Annotated in this window: 19 protein-coding genes; 7 read left to right on the top strand and 12 right to left on the bottom strand. The window is 73.1% G+C overall.

Translation table 11 applies throughout. The features are described 5' to 3' along the window. Positions 1–29: 29 nt before the first annotated feature. From ELY19_RS13495 to ELY19_RS13485, 3 genes are all read left to right on the top strand, one after another. Positions 30–668, top strand: coding sequence for a dTMP kinase (locus ELY19_RS13495; protein WP_126196659.1), 639 nt, complete (start codon positions 30–32; stop codon positions 666–668). Positions 669–769: 101 nt separating this feature from the next. Continuing rightward, positions 770–2,131: a lytic transglycosylase domain-containing protein gene (locus ELY19_RS13490; RefSeq protein ID WP_126196658.1), complete on the top strand. Its 1,362-nt coding sequence runs from the start codon at positions 770–772 to the stop codon at positions 2,129–2,131. A 44-nt stretch (positions 2,132–2,175) separates the two neighbouring features. Beyond that, positions 2,176–3,312 carry an Mrp/NBP35 family ATP-binding protein gene (locus ELY19_RS13485; RefSeq protein ID WP_126196657.1) on the top strand — a complete coding sequence of 379 codons (1,137 nt, stop codon included), beginning with the start codon at positions 2,176–2,178 and terminating at the stop codon, positions 3,310–3,312. 166 nt (positions 3,313–3,478) lie between these two features. Here ELY19_RS13485 and ELY19_RS13480 read toward each other — a convergent pair whose 3' ends face one another. The 5 genes from ELY19_RS13480 to sigE form a co-directional block, all read right to left on the bottom strand. Next, the gene (locus ELY19_RS13480; RefSeq protein WP_126196656.1) at positions 3,479–4,399 is read right to left on the bottom strand and encodes a type IV toxin-antitoxin system AbiEi family antitoxin domain-containing protein; all 921 of its coding nucleotides are present in this window, start codon (positions 4,397–4,399) and stop codon (positions 3,479–3,481) included. A gap of 272 nt (positions 4,400–4,671) precedes the next feature. Next, positions 4,672–5,157: a Sec-independent protein translocase protein TatB gene (tatB, locus tag ELY19_RS13475; RefSeq protein ID WP_126196655.1), complete on the bottom strand. Its 486-nt coding sequence runs from the start codon at positions 5,155–5,157 to the stop codon at positions 4,672–4,674. 71 nt (positions 5,158–5,228) lie between these two features. Then, positions 5,229–6,698 carry a S1C family serine protease gene (locus ELY19_RS13470; protein WP_126196654.1) on the bottom strand — a complete coding sequence of 490 codons (1,470 nt, stop codon included), beginning with the start codon at positions 6,696–6,698 and terminating at the stop codon, positions 5,229–5,231. Between the two features lie 10 nt (positions 6,699–6,708). Further along, entirely contained in the window at positions 6,709–7,089 is a 381-nt protein-coding gene (locus ELY19_RS23830; RefSeq protein WP_227966823.1) for an RNA polymerase subunit sigma-70, read from the bottom strand. A gap of 121 nt (positions 7,090–7,210) precedes the next feature. Further along, positions 7,211–7,864: an RNA polymerase sigma factor SigE gene (gene sigE / locus ELY19_RS13460; protein ID WP_126196653.1), complete on the bottom strand. Its 654-nt coding sequence runs from the start codon at positions 7,862–7,864 to the stop codon at positions 7,211–7,213. Positions 7,865–8,106: 242 nt separating this feature from the next. On the opposite strand from sigE, the gene ELY19_RS13455 reads away from it, so the two are divergent. Further along, the gene (locus ELY19_RS13455) at positions 8,107–8,760 is read left to right on the top strand and encodes an O-methyltransferase (RefSeq protein ID WP_126196652.1); all 654 of its coding nucleotides are present in this window, start codon (positions 8,107–8,109) and stop codon (positions 8,758–8,760) included. Positions 8,761–8,766: 6 nt separating this feature from the next. On the opposite strand, the gene ELY19_RS13450 is transcribed toward ELY19_RS13455, so the two are convergent. From ELY19_RS13450 to rfbD, 4 genes are read right to left on the bottom strand one after another with little or no spacing between them, the layout of a single operon-like run. Then, positions 8,767–9,540 carry an SGNH/GDSL hydrolase family protein gene (locus ELY19_RS13450; protein ID WP_126196651.1) on the bottom strand — a complete coding sequence of 258 codons (774 nt, stop codon included), beginning with the start codon at positions 9,538–9,540 and terminating at the stop codon, positions 8,767–8,769. Between the two features lie 2 nt (positions 9,541–9,542). Further along, entirely contained in the window at positions 9,543–10,637 is a 1,095-nt protein-coding gene (manB, locus tag ELY19_RS13445) for a mannose-1-phosphate guanylyltransferase ManB (RefSeq protein WP_374101512.1), read from the bottom strand. An 8-nt stretch (positions 10,638–10,645) separates the two neighbouring features. Further along, the gene (locus ELY19_RS13440) at positions 10,646–11,539 is read right to left on the bottom strand and encodes a glycosyltransferase family 2 protein (protein ID WP_126196649.1); all 894 of its coding nucleotides are present in this window, start codon (positions 11,537–11,539) and stop codon (positions 10,646–10,648) included. A gap of 9 nt (positions 11,540–11,548) precedes the next feature. After that, entirely contained in the window at positions 11,549–12,478 is a 930-nt protein-coding gene (gene rfbD / locus ELY19_RS13435) for a dTDP-4-dehydrorhamnose reductase (RefSeq protein ID WP_227966822.1), read from the bottom strand. A gap of 123 nt (positions 12,479–12,601) precedes the next feature. On the opposite strand from rfbD, the gene ELY19_RS13430 reads away from it, so the two are divergent. Both ELY19_RS13430 and ELY19_RS13425 read left to right on the top strand, forming a co-directional pair. Beyond that, on the top strand, positions 12,602–14,365 hold the full coding sequence (locus tag ELY19_RS13430; RefSeq protein WP_126196648.1) for an LCP family protein: 1,764 nt from the start codon (positions 12,602–12,604) through the stop codon (positions 14,363–14,365). Beyond that, a complete protein-coding gene (locus ELY19_RS13425; protein WP_126196647.1) occupies positions 14,353–15,063 on the top strand; it encodes a TIGR03089 family protein in 711 nt (236 codons plus the stop codon). Before ELY19_RS13430 ends, ELY19_RS13425 begins: the two co-directional genes overlap by 13 nt. Positions 15,064–15,067: 4 nt before the next feature. Here the strand turns inward: ELY19_RS13425 and ELY19_RS13420 are convergent, their stop codons facing one another. Continuing rightward, positions 15,068–15,691 (bottom strand): AMIN-like domain-containing (lipo)protein, encoded by a 624-nt coding sequence (locus ELY19_RS13420; RefSeq protein WP_126196646.1) that lies wholly within the window; start codon positions 15,689–15,691, stop codon positions 15,068–15,070. A gap of 99 nt (positions 15,692–15,790) precedes the next feature. Beyond that, on the bottom strand, positions 15,791–16,951 hold the full coding sequence (locus ELY19_RS13415) for an acyl-CoA dehydrogenase (protein ID WP_126196645.1): 1,161 nt from the start codon (positions 16,949–16,951) through the stop codon (positions 15,791–15,793). Between the two features lie 176 nt (positions 16,952–17,127). On the opposite strand from ELY19_RS13415, the gene ELY19_RS13410 reads away from it, so the two are divergent. Next, positions 17,128–18,120, top strand: coding sequence for an MBL fold metallo-hydrolase (locus ELY19_RS13410; protein ID WP_126196644.1), 993 nt, complete (start codon positions 17,128–17,130; stop codon positions 18,118–18,120). Here the strand turns inward: ELY19_RS13410 and ELY19_RS13405 are convergent. After that, positions 18,043–18,699, bottom strand: a complete 657-nt coding sequence (locus ELY19_RS13405; RefSeq protein ID WP_126196643.1) for a dihydrofolate reductase family protein — start codon at positions 18,697–18,699, stop codon at positions 18,043–18,045. The genes ELY19_RS13410 and ELY19_RS13405 overlap by 78 nt on opposite strands. Positions 18,700–18,706 lie beyond the last annotated feature (7 nt).

Genomic DNA, 18,706 nt, shown 5'->3' with positions numbered 1-18,706 from the left:
GGCTCTTACGACACCTTACGATCCTCCCCATGGGACGACTCGTCGCGATCGAGGGCCTCGACGGGGCCGGCAAGAACACGCTCACCCGGGCGGTGACCGCACGACTGGAGGCGGCGGGCCGGACGGTGGCGGTGCTCGCCTTCCCGCGCTACGGCACGCAGTTCGCCGATCTCGCGGCCGAGGCGCTGCGCGGCGGCAACGGCGACGTCGCCGATTCCGTGTACGGCATGGGCCTGCTGTTCGCCTTCGACCGGCAGGCGGCGGTCCCGGACATCCGGGCGGCGCTCGCCGCGCACGACGTGGTGCTGCTCGACCGGTACGCCGCCTCCTCCGCCGCGTACAGCGCCGCCCGCCTGGGCGAGGACGCCGACGGTGCCGTGGCCGCCTGGGTGCGCGACCTCGAGTTCGGCCGATTCGGGCTGCCCGTGCCCGACCTGCAGGTGTACCTCGACGTGCCCACGGCACTCGCCGCGGAGCGCGCGCGCTCGCGGGAGGCGGCGGACGCGGCGCGCGAGCGCGACGCCTACGAGCGCGACGGTGACCTGCAGGCGCGCACCGGTGCCGTGTACGCCGGGCTGGCGGCCGCGGAGTGGGTCTCCCCGTGGCGCGTGCACGGCACCGGCGACACCCCCGAGCTGCTGGCCGACGCGATCGCAGCGCTTTCCTGAAGAACAGCCCTGTTATTCACTGAAGTCCCACCCGCACCGATGCTGTGGCGCAGTAACGTGCGCCACGAAACTGACTCGTCAGTAACCGGGAGGGACTTTCCGTGCGCATCCTCGGGGCCACCGCCGCAGCGGGCGCCGCTGCGCTGCTGCTCGGCGTCGCCGGCGCCGACACCGCCGCGCCGGGGGCGCCGTCCGGCCACCGCTCCCCCGGACCCGAGCTGGTCGCCCAGGCCGCGATCGGGCTGGCGGACCTGCGCCCGCCCGCACCGTCGGACGGCGCCGCCGCGCCCGTCTCACGGCACGTACCGATCCCGCCGCGGCCCGAGGCGGTGAAGGTCGCGCCGGGCCCGCTCGGCATCCCCGGCGCCGCGTACGCCGCCTATCGCGCCGCCGCCGACCGGATGGCCCTCGAGGCGCCCGGCTGCGGGATCGAGTGGAACCTCGTCGCCGCGATCGGCCGGATCGAGTCCGGTCACGCCGACGGCGGCAACGTCGACGCCGCGGGCAGCACCCTCACCCCGATCCAGGGGCCCGTCCTCGACGGCTCGCTGGCCGGGAACGCGGTGATCCGCGAGGGCACGGGCTTCGCCCGCGCGCTCGGCCCGATGCAGTTCCTCACCACCACCTGGGCGCTGTTCGGCGGCGACAACTCGGGCGACGGCAACGCCGACGTCAACAACGTCCGCGACGCCGCGTACGGCGCCGCGCGCTACCTCTGCTCCAGCGCATCGGGATTGCAGGCCGAGTCCGCGCAGCGTGTCGCGGTCTTCGCCTACAACCAGTCGAACGCGTACGTCGACAACGTCGTGGCCTGGTCGAAGGCCTACCGCGACCGGGCGATCCCCGTCGGCGGCATCCCCGACATGACCGCGCCCGTCGCGCCGCCGACCCAGCTGCCCAAGCCGCTGCCGCCCGGCCGCGTCGTCGTGGTGGGCTGCGGGGTTCCCGACGGTGCGTCGTCCCGCCCGGCCGGCCCGCCGGGCGCGCCGGGCTCGGTGCGGCCGTCCGCGGGTGCGCCGTCCGCGGCGGTGTCGCCGGCGGCGGTGCCGCCGTCAGCGGCCCCGTCCGCGACGCCCGCACCGGCCACGACCTCGGCGAAACCGGCGGGGAATCCGTCCGCGGCCGCACCGTCGTCCGCGGCGCGCGGCCCCGACGGCAAACCCCTGCCCACCACCGTCACCGACTGCCCGATGCCGCCGCCCAGCGGGCCGAGCACGCCCGGCGCACCGTCGGGTTCCGCCCGTCCCGTGCCGCCCGGGCCCGCGCCCGCGGGTGCGCCCGGCCCCGGCGGGGCGCTGGCGATCCCGCCGAGCGGACCGTCGAGCACCCGGCCGGCACCGCCGTCCGCACCGCGCCCCGCGGCACCGCCGGCACGTGTCGCACCGGCGCCGTCGGCGCGGGTGGCACCGTCGGGCGGGCCGGTCCCGTCGTCGTCGCCGACGGTGCCCCGTCCCCCGCGGTAGGCGGATTTCCCGCGTCCGGGCCTGCGGATACGATGGTGGGCGTTATGAGTGCGGTTACGGAAGACGCGATCCGGTCGGCCCTGGCCACCGTGAACGACCCCGAGATCGGCAAGCCGATCACCGATCTGGGGATGGTGAAGTCGGTCGCGGTGCAGGCCGATTCGTCGGTCGACGTCGAGGTGTACCTCACCACCTCCGCGTGCCCCATGCGCACCCAGATCGTGGACCGCGTGCAGACGGCCGTCGCGGACGTGCCCGGCACCGGCGCCGTGCGCGTCGAGCTGGACGTGATGAACGACGAGCAGCGCGCGGAGCTGCGGAAGAAGGTCCGCGGCGACAAGGCCGAGCCGGTCATCCCGTTCGCCCAGCCGGGGTCGCTGACCCGCGTGTACGCGGTCGCGTCGGGCAAGGGCGGCGTGGGCAAGAGCTCCGTGACGGTGAACCTCGCGGCCTCGCTCGCGGCGCGCGGGCTGTCCGTGGGCGTGCTCGACGCCGACATCTACGGCCACTCCGTGCCGCGCATGATGGGCACCGACGCGCGGCCCACGCAGGTCGACTCGATGATCATGCCGCCGCAGGCGCACGGCGTGAAGGTGATCTCGGTGGCGATGTTCACCACGGGCAACACCCCCGTCGTGTGGCGCGGCCCGATGCTGCACCGCGCCCTGCAGCAGTTCCTCGCCGACGTCTTCTGGGGCGACCTCGACGTGCTGCTCCTCGACCTGCCGCCCGGCACCGGCGACGTCGCGATCTCCATCGCGCAGCTCATCCCCGGCGCCGAGATCCTGGTGGTCACGACCCCGCAGACCGCGGCCGCCGAGGTCGCCGAGCGGGCCGGTGCCATCGCCCTGCAGACCCGCCAGCGCGTGGCCGGCGTGATCGAGAACATGTCCGGCCTGACGCTGCCCGACGGCACGGTGATGGACGTCTTCGGCTCCGGCGGCGGCGAGCAGGTCGCGGCGCGCCTGAGCCGCGCGGTGGGCGCCGACGTCCCGCTGCTCGGCCAGATCCCCCTGGACCCGCAGCTGCGCGAGGCCGGCGACGCCGGCACCCCGGTGGTGCTCTCCGCGCCGGATTCCCCCACCGGCGCCGCCCTGCGCGCCATCGCCGACAAGCTCGCCGTCCGCAAGCGCGGCCTGGCCGGCATGTCGCTCGGCATCGACACCACCCGCCACCTCTAGCCCGACGGTCCGCCGCCCGCCCGGGCCGCATGCGACGGAAGCTGGCGGCGGGTGACGATGTTCCGCTGCCGGAAGTCATGAGCGCTGCCGTGGCGCGGCAGCGTTCGGCGACACCGGCAGCGCGCCGGCGAACAGCGGCAGCGGATGGGGTTCGCACCACCCACGATCACGCGACCGACCGGACGATGCCGTTGCGCACCATCGCGGGCAGGAGCAGCCGCCGCAGACCGTCGTTCGCGTTGAGCACCCGCCAACGCCAGCGGATCACGTCGATCCCCGCATCCGCGAACAGCTCGTGACGCCGCTTCTCCTCCGCCATCGCCGCATCGACGTCGGCCGGCTCGTCGCCGTACTTGCCGCGACCGTCGAACTCGCCCGTCATCGTGCCCCAGTCGAAGTCGGCGTAGAAGAGCTCGTCGCCGAGAACGCGCGGCACCTGGAGCCTCGGCATCGGCAGGCCTGCGGCGAGCATCTGCATCCGCGACAGCGACTCACCGGCCGACTCGCTGCACTCGACGGAGAGCGCGAGTGCCCGGCGAGCGAGCGCCGCGCCCCGGCAGCGGCCCAGCACCGCGATGCACTCCTCCAGTAGCGCCAGAGGCAGAGGGGCGGGATCGTCGGGCTGAGCGAACCGCGGCACCCGGCGAACGGCGTCGAAGGCGATCACGGCGCGCTCGAGCCCGCCGGACATGGCCGCATCCACGGCTGTGCGGCACCGCGAGGTCACGCGCACGCCGTCGAGGATCACCACGTGCTGCGCGGGCAGGGGCCGCGCGTGCACGTGGAGCGTGCGCCGGCGGTACCCGCCGCTCGTGCGGTCGATCGTGAAGTGGACGTACTTCCGTTCCGGTCGGAGGAAGGGGATGCCGTGCAGCACCGCGGCGCTCTCGTGGCTGACGACAGCGTCGCAGGTCAGTGCTGCTGCTCGCACCCTGTCGCGGTCCTTCACCCAGCGCGGTGCGTCGTCGTCGCGCTCGCCGTAGACGCCGTGCGCGAGGCGCTCGATCGTCGACTCGGTGGCTCGCACGATCTGCGTGTCGCTCCATCCCATCGCCGTGAGCTGCCGGCGTGTCCAGATCTCCCCCATGGGGTGAGTCAACACCGCCGTGCCCGCTGGTCAGCGTTCCGTGGAGCGGTTTTCCACAGGTTCGGTGTTATCCACAGCTGCGTTATCCACAGCCGCCTTCCACCTCGGTACTCGTCCCGGTGCTCCTGACGCGATCGACGTGGAGAAACGCTGCCGAGGTTCGTCAACGCTGCCGGTACGCGGCATCGCTCAAGGATTTCGGCAGCGCTGGCGCGGCTACCGGCAGCGCTCGCGGGCCACGGGACTCGCGCCGTCTGCGCGGTTGCGACGGGCTACGTGGCGTCCGGATCGAACGGGGCGCGCTCCTCGGGGGCCAGCGGCTTGTGCATCCGCGGCATCGTGGGGGTCGGCCCGGCGGGTTCAGCCGCCTTCTCCAGCGACGCGACCGGGGTGGCGGCGTCCATCGGGGCGGCCGCGTCGACCGCCTTGCGCAGGTTCAGCGCATCGGCGGTGGAGCGCACCTGGTCGGACATCTCGCGGATCACGGTGTCGTCGCCGTTCAGCAGGTGCTTGGTGACGATGGCGGTCGGCGTCATGCCGCGCAGGTTCTGGATCTGCTGCAGCGGCTCGCGGATCGCGTCGAAGTCGCCGCCCATGTCGTCCTTGAGCTGCTGGGTGGCACCGGTGGCGTAGTCGCGCACCTGCCGCAGCGCCGTGAAGAACCAGTTGACCGCGCCCGGGAGCCGCTCCGGCCCCAGGATCACCAGACCCACGACGACCAGCATGAGGATCTCCCCCATGCCGAGATTCGAGAACACCCCACCATGCTACGGGAAGCTCAGCACCGCGTGCACCCCGCGGCGCCGCACCCGGGACCGCGCTCAGCGGCTCAGTTCATCGCCTCCGGCGTCACCTTGATCGGCACCTGCCGGCCGTCGCGCGCGACGGTGACCGTCGTCTCCTTGCCCACGCCGACGGCCCGGATCGCGACGATGACGTCGGCCGCCTCGGCGACCTCGGTGTCGCCGACCTTGGTGATGACGTCGCCCTCGCGGATGCCGGCCTTCTCGGCGGCGCTGCCCTTCTTCACGTTCTCGACCCGCACGCCCGACGCGGTCTCGTTGCTGACCTCGCGGCCGTTGATGCCGAGGTCGGCGTGGATCACCTTCTCGCCGCGGATGATCGACTCGGCGATCGGCCACGCGATGTTCGAGGCGATGGCGAAGTTGAGGCCGATCGAGCCGCCGCCGGGAGCGAGCCCCAGCGTGTTGATCCCGATCTGCCGGCCCTGCAGGTCGAGGAGCGGGCCGCCCGAGTTGCCGGGGTTGATCGCCGCGTCGGTCTGCACCGAATCGAAGGCCGCGGGCGGGTTGGGGCCGCTCGCGGGGCCCTGCACCGGGCGGTGCGTCGCGGAGACCACACCGGAGGTGACGGTGCGCCGCAGCCCGAGCGGGGAGCCGATGGCCACGACCTGCTGTCCGGCGACGAGCTGGCCCGAGTCGCCGCGCGCGATCTGCTGGAGCCCGTCGACGGAGACCTTGACCACGGCGACGTCGGTGTACGGGTCGGTCCCGACGAGGCGCGCCGGCGTGCGGGTGCCGTTGAAGAAGACGACCTCGATCGTCGCGTCCTTGTTCGTGGACGCCTCCTCGACGACGTGGTTGTTGGTCATGATGTAGCCGCGCTCGGCGTCGATGACGGAGCCGGAACCGGTGCCGCCCGAGGTCTTGGTGCGCACCTCGATGGTCACGACACTCGCGCTGACCCTGCCGACCATCGCGGCGACGGCTCCGGCGTCCGCGGGCTTCCCCTCGGCCGCGGGGAGCGATGCCCGCGAGTCCGTGAGCTTCTCGATCGTGGTCCCGGTGATCCGGCCGATGGCGCCGCCGAGCAGGCCGATGAGCAGCGCGAGCACGCCCAGCACGACGAGCGCGCGTACGGAGACGCGGCGCCCGAACAGGACGTCGCGAACGCCCAGCCGTTCGGGATCGGGCTGTGGGACCGCCTTCGGGGGCGCGGAGACTCCGGGTTCGCCGATCGCGGCGATCGATTCGGTGTCGCGCCACGGGTCCTCGGGCTCGGGCTCCGGTTCGGGATCGAGCGGGCCGGCGTACGGGTCGCGCTGCAGCGCCTCGGTGGCGCCGGGCGGGCGGGAGAAGGCCTCGGTGAGCACCGGGTCGGGCGCGGCCGCCTGCGGCTGCGGGCCGCGGTCGGTGGCGCTGCGCACGGCCTCGGGCGCGAAGGCACCGTCGACCCCGTCCGGCCTGCCGAAGACGACCTGCTCCCCCTCGGAGACCGAGGGGCGGTACGTGGGGCGGGGCTCCAGGCGCGGTCGCCGGACGTCGGGATCGGAGGTCACGGATTCGAATCTACCGAGCGTTCCGCCGCCGGCCGCGCTTGTTGCGTTCGTCGCGTCGCGAGGACTCCGGCGAGAAGGTCGGGAAGCCGTCGAACGGCGGCCGGCCGCTGTGGCACTCGGTGGGGATCTGCGCCAGCTGGCCGAGCAGGTGGTGCGGCACGGTGATCTCGCCGGACTCGCGCAGCGCGGTGCGGACCTGACGCTGGGCGTCGACCTCGGCCGCGCAGACGGCGCACTGGGAGATGTGCGTGCCGGCGCGCAGGTGGGCGTTCATCCGCAGCTCGCCGTCCACGAACGCGACGACCGCCTCGTACGCGAGGTGCTCGGTGGACGAGAACTCGCCCGGCCGACGCGAGAAGGCGCGCTTGAAACTGCCACTGAGGTGCTCCACGCCGCTTCCCTCCTCTACTCGGTCCGATGGGCGTACCGCGGATCTACCGCCACAGTACCTGCACTCCACGGTTCAACGACCGACGTCGCCCTGGAGTTCCCCGACGGTGCCGGGCCCGCGCTCAGTAGGCGAGCGCGGCGCTGCTGGTCAGGCCCTGATTCGCCAGTGCCTCGCGGATGGACTTACGACCGCGGTGGATGCGCGAGCGGACGGTGCCCAGCTTCACGCCCAGCGTCGCGGCGACCTCCTCGTAGGAGAGGCCCTCGATGTCGGCGAGGACGACGGCGGCGCGGAACTCCGGCGCCAGCGCGTCCAGCGCGTTCTGCAGCTGCGGGCCGAGGTTGGCGTCCGCGTAGATCTGGCCGGGGTCCGGGTCGCTCGACGGTACGCGCTCGTAGTCCTCCGGCAGCGCCTCCATGCGGATGCGGTTGCGCCGGCGCACCATGTCGAGGAACAGGTTCGTCGTGATGCGGTGCAGCCAGCCCTCGAAGGTGCCGGGCTCGTAGTTCTGCAGGCTGCGGAAGACGCGGATGAACGTCTCCTGCGTGAGGTCCTCGGCGTCCTGCGCGTTGCCGGACAGGCGGTAGGCGAGGCGGTACACGCGGTCCGCGTGCTCGCGGACGAGCTCGTCCCACGTGGGCATGTCGGCGCGGTCACCCGACGCGTCGAACGCGGCGGTGCCTGCGGGTTCGGCCACGCGCTCGTCGTCGAACGTCGCGTACGCAGCCTGGGGCTGCGGCTCCTGCCGGGGTCCGGCCTTGCGGGCCAGGGCCATGCGCTCCTCCTCGTGCCACCGCCGGGCGGCGGGGCGCTCTTACTACTGCAGAACTCCCCGTGCGACCGTTTTGTTCCCACGATCGGCAATTCCACGGCGGGCGTTCTTCACTGTCCGATACCTTTCCCTGCCGCGGTGTGGGAGCGCTGATTCCTCCCTGAGTGTTACCTGTGCATGCATCGCGATTGCTAACGATCGCGTCACGGGAGGGTGACCGGTGGGCGACGGGCTACCATTGCGGCGTGTCTGACTCCGCCGCATCCGCCCTCGTCACCTACGCCGAGAACGCCATCGTCGAGGACGAGGCGATGTCGTCGGCCCGCGAGCGCGCCGCCGACCTGGGGGTCGACGCGGTCTCGCCGTCCGTGGGGGCGCTGCTGTCGGTGCTCGCGGCCGCGGGCGGCGCGAAGTCGGTCGTCGAGGTGGGCACCGGCGCGGGCATCAGCGGCCTGTGGCTGCTCTCGGGTATGCGCCCCGATTCCGTGCTCACCACCATCGACTCCGAGCAGGAGTTCCAGGCGGCCGCGAAGATCGGCTTCCAGCAGGCCGGCGTCGCCGCGAACCGCACGCGGCTCATCAACGGCCACGCCCTCGACGTGCTGCCGCGCCTCGCCGACGCCGCCTACGACCTCATCTTCCTCGACGGCGAGCCCGTCGATCACCCGCGCTATGTCATCGACGCGGTGCGCCTGCTGCGGCCGGGCGGGGTGGTCGTGGTGAACCTCGGTGACGCGGGCTACCGCATCCCCGATCCCGAGGCGTACGACGACGAGGCCTTCGCCGCCCGCGAGGCCACCCGCATCATCGCCGCGGACGAGAACCTGCTCCCCGTGATCCTGCCGCTGGGCGGCGGACTCGTCGCCGCGGCGAAGGCCTTCGTCCCCGAGGAGCAGTAGCCCGGGTCACCCCACCGCGACGGGGCGCATGAGCGTCGGGTACTTCGGCGGCAGGCCGTCGCCGGTGGAGATGCCGCGCACGCGGCGGCCGATCCACGGGTAGGCGAACTCGCGGCGCCAGCGGCGCTTGATCTCGCGGTCCTCGGCGGGCGTGATGACCGGCTCGGGCCCCAGGTCCGGGACCTCCAGCGCGTGCGGCACGCCCAGCAGGTCCAGCACGGCGATCGCCATCCGCAGGTGGCCGGGCTCGGACATGTGGATGCGGTCGAACTCCCACATCCGCAGGTCCCGGTACTCCTTCATCCGCCAGTAGTCGAGCAGCAGCAGACCCCGGTCGGCCGCGATCTCCCGGACCAGTTCGTTGTAGATGGCGAACCGCCCGCGGAGTGCTCCGAAGATGCCGCTGCCGTGGGTGTCGGCGGCGGTCCACACCACCACCGTCGCGCCGGACGCCGCCAACCGCTCGAGCATGGCGTCGTACGCCGCGACCACCGCGTCCACGTCGACGGACGGGCGGATCAGGTCGTTGGCTCCCGCGTACACGGTGACCAGGTCGGGCGCCAGTTCCAGGCACGGATCCAGCTGCTCGGCGACGATCTGGTCCATCTTCTTGCCGCGGATCGCGAGGTTCGCGTACCCGAACTCCGGGGACCGCGCCGCCAGTACCTCGGCGACCCGGTCGGACCACCCCCGGTACTCGTGGGTCCCCGTCGGGTCGGGGTCGCCGACGCCCTCGGTGAACGAATCCCCGATCGCCACGTACCGCAGGAAGTCGGCCATCGCTACACGTCCGTCGAGAACCGCACGCCGCCGTCGGGCAGCTCGACACCGGGCCACACGCGCGCACCGTGCAGCAGCTCGCACCGGGCGCCGACGGAGGCACCGTCGCCGATGACGGCCTCGCGGATGCGGGCCCGCGGCCCGATGTGCGCGCCGAAGCCGATGATCGACCGCTCGACGATCGCGCCGGCCTCGATCCGCACCCCGTCGAAGACGACGGCACCGTCGAGCCGGGCGCCCGCCCCGATCTCCGCGCCGCGGCCCACGACGGACCCGCCGATCACCAGGGCGCCGGGCGCCACCGAGGCGCCGGGGTGGATGAGGCACTCGCCGCGCCCGCCGTCGAGGGCGGCCGACGGCGCGATGCCGCGCACGAGGTCCGAGCTGCCGGCGACGAAGTCCTCCGGCGTGCCCATGTCGCGCCAGTAGCCGTAGTCGACGTGGCCGTAGAGGCGGCTGCCGCCGTTGAGCAGGGCCGGGAAGACCTCGCGCTCGACGGACACCGGCCGGCCCGCGGGGATCTCCTCGATCACCGAGCGCTTGAACACGTAGCAGCCGGCGTTGATCTGATCGGTCGGCGGATCCTGCGTCTTCTCCAGGAAGGCGGTGACCCGCCCGGAGGCGTCGGTCGGCACGCAGCCGAAGGCGCGGGGGTCGGGGACGCGCACGAGGTGCATCGTGACGTCGGCGTCCTTCTCCCGGTGCGTGTTCACGACGGCCCGGATGTCCGAGCCGCCGAGGACGTCGCCGTTGAAGACGAGCACCGTCTCCGCCGTGAGGGCGGGCAGCACGTTGCGGATGCCGCCGCCGGTGCCCAGCGGCTCGGTCTCCACGACGTAGGAGAGCTCGAGGCCCAGTTCGGAGCCGTCGCCGAAGTACTCCTCGAAGACCTCCGCCTTGAACGAGGTGCCGAGCACCACGCGGCGGATGCCCGCGTCGCGGATGCGCGAGAGCAGGTGGGTGAGGAACGGCTTGCCCGCCGTGGGCAGCATCGGCTTGGGCGCCGAGAGGGTGAGCGGCCGCAGGCGCGTGCCCTTGCCGCCCACCAGGATCACCGCCTCCACGTCGCTGAGGTCCACACCGGCGTCCTGATCCACCGAGGTCATCATTCCCCTTTTCGTCTCCGCGTCGCCGCGAGAACACTGATCCGCGAACGCGCGGCCAGCCCCACCTTCATCGCCGCGCGCAGGGGCGCGGCCGCCGGACCGGGATGCCGGTCGGCGAAGAACCGGTACGCGGAGTCGTGGTGCGCGGGGAGCATGAGCTCCGGCACCTTCCCCGCCGCGTGTCCCTTGGCGTGCACGATCTCCGCCGTCGGGACGTAGACGTTGCTCCAGCCGGCGCGGGCGAGCCGGTCACCGAAGTCGACGTCCTCCATGTACATGAAGTAGCGGTCGTCGAAGCCCCCGATCGCGGCGAAGGCCTCGGTCCGCACGAGCAGGCAGGAGCCCGAGAGCCAGCCGGCCTCGCGCTCGGCCACCTCGGCCTGCGACTGCTGGTAGGCGCGGGTCCACGGGTTCGACTTCCACACGGCGCCGAGCAGGGCGTGCCCGATCCCGAACCGCATGCTGGGCACGTTCCGCGCCGAGGGGTAGACGGTGCCGTCGGGGTCGCGGATCAGGGGGCCCAGGGACCCGGCACGGGGGTGCCGCGCCGCCGCCGCGACCAGTGCGTCGATCGACCCCGGCCCGAAGACCACGTCCGGGTTGCTGATGAGGAGGTAGTCGAGCGCACCGAGGTCGAGGCGCGCCACGGCGTAGTTGATCGCGCCGCCGTAGCCGAGGTTCGCGCCGGTGCGCAGGAGCTCGGCCTCGGGGTGGGCCGCTGCGGCGGCCTCGGGGGCGCCGTCGACGGAGCCGTTGTCGGCCATGAGCACCCGCGGCGCGGCACCGGAGAAGGCGCCGTCGATGCTGGTCAGAAAGTTCTCGAGGTGCTCGCCCGGCGAATAGGTGACGGTGACCACGGCGATCGCGGGGGTCGAGGTGTCGGTTCCGGGCACGCGGTCAGGTTACCGGTCGGTGGGGTGCGACGGTGCCCCCGCCCGCCCCAGCGCCCGGTCCAGTGCGTCGCGCCAGTCCGGGAGCGGAGCGAGGCCCCAGGCGGCCCACGCGGCCGGCGAGAGCACCGAGTAGGCGGGCCGCGGCGCCGGCCGGGGGAAATCGGCGGTGGTGCACGGCGAGACCCGCTCGGGGTCCGCACCGACCCGCGCGAAGACGCCGCGGGCCACGTCGAACCACGTCGCGGACCCGCCGCCCGCCGCGTGCAGAACGGCGCCGGGCCGCTCCGGTTCCCGGCCGAGGAGCGCGGCGAGGTCGAGCAGCCCCGCGGCCAGGTCGGGTGCGTAGGTCGGGGAGCCGGTCTGGTCGGCGACGACCTTCGGGTCGACGCCGTCGTCGGCGAGCCGGCCCATGGTGCCCACGAAGTCCCGCGCCCAGGCACCGTCGGGTCCGCGGCCCGTGTACACCCACGCGGTCCGCACCACGACGGTCCGCGGGTCGGCCGCGCGGGCAGCCTCCTCGCCGGACAGCTTGGTGCGCCCGTACACGCTCGCGGGTCCCGTGGGATCGTCCGGCTCCCAGGGGCGCGGCGGGCCGGCCTCCGTCGATGGCCGGCTCGCCGGCGTCCCGAAGACGTAGTCGGTCGAGATGTGCACGAGGCGGGCGCCGGTGGCCGCGCACCGCGCCGCGAGCAGGCCCGGCGCGGTGGTGTTGAGCTCCGCGGCCGCGCCGGGCTCGGACTCGGCGGCGTCGACGGCGGTGTGCGCCGCGCAGTTGATGAGCACCGTCGATGCGCCCACGCGCAGTCCGGCGACGGACTGTGGCGAAGTCACATCCAGCTCGCCGCGGCCCAGCGCGCGGGCCGCGATTCCCCGCCCGGCGGCGGTCGCGACCAGCGCCGATCCCAGTTGTCCGGCCGCGCCGGTGAGCACCAGTTCCACACCGCGAACCGTACGTCACGGCCGCGTCTGCGGAGGCTTCCGCGCGCCAGTCGGTACCGTTATGGAGATGTGATCAAGCGGGCCGGAGCAGATGGCCCGGTCCCGAACGACGAGGAGTGGTGGGTGTCCGACAGCCCGAGTCGACGCGGCGCGCGCCATTCCCGGAGCGCCGACGCCAAGCGCGCGGCCGCCGAACGCGCGGCCGCCCAGCGCGCGGGTACGCAGGCCGACGGCGCACGCGCGGGGACGCGGCGCCGGAGTGTGCGCGCGGAGAACGAGGGGGACGGGGCGCAGTCCCCCCGCGTCCGGCAGGTCCCCCGCGCCGCGGACCTCTCCGTCGACACCCGGGAGCGGCTGCAGCGCAGCGGCAAGGCGCTCGTCGCCCTCATCACGGCCATCGTGCTGGTGGTGACCGGCGTCGCCTGGTTCTGGTGGTCCCGCTTCGCCGGCGACATCGTGCGCGGGCCCAGCATCGCCGCCAAGCCCGACGGTGCCACCGACATCCTGCTGGTCGGCACCGACTCGCGCACCGACGCGAAGGGCAACCCGCTCACGAAGCAGGAGCTCGCGCGGCTCAACGCGGGCGTCGACGACGGCACCCTGAACACCGACACCATCATCCTGATCCGCATCCCGAACGACGGGAAGTCGGCGACCGCGATCTCGATCCCCCGCGACGCCTACGTCGCGATCCCCGATCAGGGCAAGGGGAAGATCAACTCCGCCTTCGCCGGCGCGGCCAACGTCACCCGCGACAAGGCCGTCTCCGAAGGTGTGGACGAGAAGACCGCGGTGCAGAAGGGCAACGAGGAGGGCCGCAAGGCGCTCATCGAGACCGTCGCGAACCTCACCGGCGTGTCGGTCGACCGGTACGCCGAGATCGGCCTCGTCGGCTTCTCCCGCCTGACCAACGCCGTCGGCGGCGTCGACGTGTGCCTGAAGAAGCCCGTCAACGACCCGTACTCGGGCGCCCGCTTCAAGGCGGGCAAGCAGACGCTCAAGGGCCCGCAGGCGCTGAGCTTCGTGCGGCAGCGCCACGGCCTGCCCCGCGGCGACCTGGACCGCGTCACCCGCCAGCAGGTCTTCATGGCGTCGCTGGCCAGCAAGATCCTGTCGACCGGCACCCTGACCAGTCCCAGCAAGCTGAGCCAGCTGCAGGACGCGCTGTCGACGTCGGTGACACTCGACCAGCAGTGGGACGTGATGGGTTTCGCGAAGGAACTCGCGAACCTCTCCGCCGGCAACGTCCAGTTCTCCACGGTGCCCGTCGTCCGCGATGACGGCTGGAGCGACGACGGCCAGCAGTCCGTGGTGGTCGTCGATCCGAAGCAGGTGCAGGCGTACGTCGCGGGCCTGCTCGGGGAGAAGCCGGGCGCGAAGCCGAAGGCCACCAAGACCAGCTCCTCCGCGGCGGCGGTGCCGTCGGTGAACCGCGCCTCGTACACGGTGGACGTGGTGAACGCCGGCACCACGTCGGGCCTCGCGAGCAGCGTCTCCACCTTCCTCGGCGGCAAGGGGTTCGCGCAGGGCTCCACGGGCAACGCGTCGTCGTCCGAGTCCGCGTCGAGCGCCAAGAGCGCGGTGCTGGCGAGTTCGGCGAACGACCAGGGCGCCAAGGCGGTGGCCGCGCTGCTCGGCGGCCTGCCCGTGGTGGCGAGCGGTTCCGTGCAGTCCGGGCGCGTGAAGGTACTGATCCAGGACGGCTACAGCGGCCCGGGTTCGTCGAGCGACTCCGGCTCGGACTCCGATTCCGCGGCGACGACCACGTCGATCCCGCCGGGGATGACCGAGGCGCTCGATCCCAGCGAGGCGGCGCGCATCAGCTCGCTGCTCAACCGCCCGGGCTTCACCGCCCAGCAGGACGGAGGCGTGCCGTGCGTGGACTGACGGTGACCGACCGGCTACTCGTGCCGATCGTCCAGGCCGACGGGGCCGCACCCCGGTTCACCTGGTACGACGATGCCTCCGGCGCCCGGATGGGCCTGTCGGCGATCACGCTGGGCAACTGGGCCGCCAAGTGCGGCAACCTGCTGCGCGACCAGTACGGCCTCGGGCCGGGCGACCCCGTCGGGGTGCTCCTGCCCGCGCACTGGCAGACCGCGGGGATCCTGTTCGGCGCGTGGTGGGCCGGCTGCGAGGTCCGCTTCGGCGAGTCCGGTGACGTGACCTTCGCCGCCCCCGACCGCGTCGGCGAGGCGGAGGGCGACGAGATCCTCGCCGTCGGCCTGGACGCCTTCGGCCTGGCCGTGCCCGACCTGCCGCCGGGGATCGACGACTACACCACCGAGGTGCGCGTGCACCCCGATGCCTTCACGCCGGGCGGCGTGGGCGCGGACGTCCCGGTGCTCGCCGGTGACACGGCGGAGATCGTGCTGGCCCGGTCGACGGCCCTGGCCGCGTCGGCGGGCTACGCCGCCGGCGACCGGGTGCTCTCCACGCGCGAGTGGCGCACCGTCGACGACCTGTACGACGGCCTGCTCGCCCCGTTCGCGGCCCCGGCCTCGGTCATCCACGTCTCGCATCCGGACCCGGCCGGACTCACGGACAAGTTCGCCACCGAGAAGGCCACCGCCCGCGTCGCCTGACGCGCTACCGCTGCACGTCCACGACGATGCGGCCGGGTCCCGTCAGGGTGGAGTCCGCGTAGCGCTGCGCGTTGCCGGTGAGCTTGAGGGCCACCTGCAGCTGCCCCTCGAAATGGCAGGTGATGATCGCGCGGGAGACGGCGCGGCCGGGCCCGGCGACGGTCCGCTCGCCCGTGTACGGCGAGTACCCGTCGTGGTCGAAGATCCCGACGGGCTCCGCGCGCACCACGAGGTACTCCCCCGGCCCGCCGAGGTCCGCGCCGGACGCGCAGTCGACCACGGGCCCGGCCTCGCGCGTGACCCGGTACGGCGGCACCGGGCCGGTGAACTCGAGCACCACCCGGTCGGCACCGTCCCGCGCCCCGGTCCGCAGGTCCTTGAGCATCGTCGCGCCCGGGGCGACGGAGGCGCTCGCGCTCGCGGTGCGCGGACTGGTCGAGACCGCGGTACTCCCCGGGCCCGACGGTGCCGCCCCCGTCACCGTCGTGCCCGTCACCGTCGTGACGGATGACGGACGCGCGATGCCCGACGGCGCCGTGACCGGCCCTCCGCCGCCGCACGCGGCCGTCGTCGCGGCCAGGGCGAGCACCGCCGCGCCGCACGCCGCTCGGATCGTCTTCGGATGCACGTCCGCCCCTCTCGTTCCGGTCCAGGCTATGCAGGGATCGGGCGGGAGGGGCGGATCGTTATCGAACCGTGGGCGAGCCGGTACCGGCCCGCGTGCGGGTCAGCGCAGCAGCTGGCGCGACATGACGAGGCGCTGCACCTGGTTGGTGCCCTCGTAGATCTGGGTGATCTTGGCGTCGCGCATCATCCGCTCGACCGGGAAGTCGCGGGTGTAGCCGGCGCCGCCGAGCAACTGCACGGCGTCGGTGGTGACGTCCATCGCGACGTCCGAGGCGAAGCACTTCGACGCGGAGCTGATGAAGCCGAGGTTCTTCTCGCCGCGCTCGGCGCGGGCGGCGGCGGTGTAGACCATGAGGCGCGCGGCCTCGAGACGCATCGCCATGTCGGCGACCATGAACTGCACGCCCTGGAACTCGGAGATGGACTTGCCGAACTGCTTGCGGTCCTTGATGTACTCGATCGCGACGTCGAGCGCGCCCTGCGCGATGCCGACTGCCTGCGCGCCGATGGTCGGGCGGGTGTGGTCGAGGGTCTGCAGCGCGGTCTTGAAGCCGGTGCCCTCCTCGCCGATCATGCGCATGGCGGGGATGCGGCACTCCTCGAAGGCCAGCTCGGCGGTGGGGCTGCCCTTGATGCCCAGCTTGTGCTCGTAACCGGTGACGGAGAAGCCGGGGTCGTCCTTGTGCACGATGAAGGAGCTGATGCCGTTGGCGCCCTTCTCCGCGTCGGTGACGGCCATGACGGTGTACCAGGTGGACTTGCCGCCGTTGGTGATCCAGCACTTGGAGCCGTTGAGGACCCACTCGTCGCCGTCCTTGCGGGCGCGGGTGCGCATCGACGCGGCGTCGGAGCCGGCCTCGCGCTCGGAGAGCGCGTAGGAGGCCATGGCCTCGCCGTTGGCGAGGGACGGCAGCACGTGCTGCTTGAGCTCCTCCGAGCCGTTGAGGATCAGGCCCATGGTGCCGAGCTTGTTCACGGCGGGGATCAGCGAGGAGCTGCCGCAGACGCGGGCCACCTCCTCGATGACGATGCAGGTCGCGACCGAGTCGGCGCCCTGGCCGCCGTACTCCTCGGGCACGTGGATGGCGTTGAAGCCGCTGGCGACCAGCGCGTCGAGCGCCTCCTGCGGGAACCGCTCCTTCTCGTCGACGTCCTTGGCGTGCGGCGCGATGTCGCGCTCGGCGAGCGCCCGGATGGCGGCGCGCAGTTCCTCGTGCTCCTCGGGGAGCTGGAACAGGTCGAAGTCGGGGTTGCCAGCCATGGGGCCTCCATCAGCGTCTACGTGTTTGGTCCGCGCTGATTGTATCCATGCCGGTTCGAGGGTCAGTTAGTCGCACGTAACCAGCATTAGCAGCCGCGGTTGTTCCCGGGAACAACCGTCCGTGCGGTCGGCCGCCCCGCCCAGCGGTCCTCCGCCACATGAATGAGGATCGGGGCATGACCTTCACGACGACGTTCGGCGCGGCACGGGTGGACCAGGTGACGGAGCTGGAGCGGTGGGCGTTCCCGCCCGCCGAGCTGTTCCCCGCGATCGGGGACGGCCTGGCGCAGTCGGCACGGGCGGAGCTCGGCGACGGTTACGTCGACCCGGACACCGGCGACCTGCTGCTCGCGATCCACACCTACGTGATCCGGCTGGGCGCGACGGTGATCGTGGTCGACACCGGCAACGGGAACGGCAAGGAGCGCCCGGTCCTGGCGGCGCACCACATGTTCGACACCGACTACCTCGACCGACTCGCACGCACGGGGATCGGCCCCGACGACGTCGACCTCGTCATCAGCACCCACCTGCACCCCGACCACTGCGGGTGGAACACCCGCCTCGTCGACGGGCAGTGGCGTCCGACGTTCCCGCGGGCCGTCCACCTGTTCGCCGAGTCGGACCTGGACGCACTGCGGAGCCTCGCCGCGGGCGAGGACCTGACCGGGGTGGTGGCCGACCTCGCCCGCACCTACCGGGACAGCGTCGGCCCGGTCCTGCGCGACGGCCACTGGCGCGCGGTCGCGGATGGCGAGGTCATCGCCGCCGGCGACGGCGTCGAGGTGGTCGTGCGCGCCGCGCCGGGCCACACCGACGGTCACCTCGCGGTGGAGATCCGGACCTCCGCGGGCGGCGCACTCATCGCCGGCGATGCGATCCACCACCCGATCCAGCTCCTGCATCCCGAGCTGGTGCAGGGCGGCGACGCCGAGCCCGCGACCGCGCGCAGGACGCGGGACGCGCTGCTCCGACGGTGCGCGACGGAGGGGCTGCTCCTGCTGCCCGCGCACTTCACCGAGCACGCGCCGTTCCGGGTCGCGATCGACGCGGACGGCCGCCCGAGGATCAGCGCGGCGGGCGTCCGACCGTCAGCGCGGCCGGCGGGTGAGGACGCGGTGCACGACTCCGGTGGCGGGACTCACGACGGATTCGATGGCGAACCGTGACTGCACGCCCTCGAGCCCGTCCCACAGACGCTCGCCGCGGCCGAGCACGATCGGCACCTCGACGAGGTGCAGGTGATCGACGAGGTCGGCGGCGAGGAACTCGCGGACCGTCGCCACGCCGCCGCCGATGCGGATGTCCTTCTCGCCCGCGATCTCGCGGGCCGCGGCGACGGCCTCGGCGGGTGACGCGTCGAGGAACCGGAACTCCACCCCGTCCTCCGTGGTGAACGCGGGCCTGGGGTGGTGGGTCAGCACGATGATCGGTGTCGTGAACGGCGTCTGCTCGCCCCACCAGCCGCGCCAGGACTCGTCGGCGAGCACCGCGGGTGTCGGAGCGAACTTGCCGCGGCCCATGATCTCGACGCCGATGCCCTCGTCCCACGCCGCGGAGAAGGCGTCGTCGACGCCGCGGGCCGAACTGGTCAGGCCGTGGATCGCGGCGCCCCGTCGGGTGCCGAAGAACCACTCCATGAGCGATCCGCCGGCGTGCCCGAAGGGCGCGTCCACGCTCTGGTCCGCGCCGGTGCCGAAGCCGTCCAGCGAGATCGCGAAGTTGTGCACGCGCACCTGACCCGTCATGCGGATC

This window comes from Tsukamurella paurometabola (assembly GCF_900631615.1).
GTDB lineage: Bacteria > Actinomycetota > Actinomycetes > Mycobacteriales > Mycobacteriaceae > Tsukamurella > Tsukamurella paurometabola_A.
The sequence above is the reverse complement of the archived record's forward strand: the minus strand, read 5'-3'. Positions and strand labels throughout refer to the sequence as shown.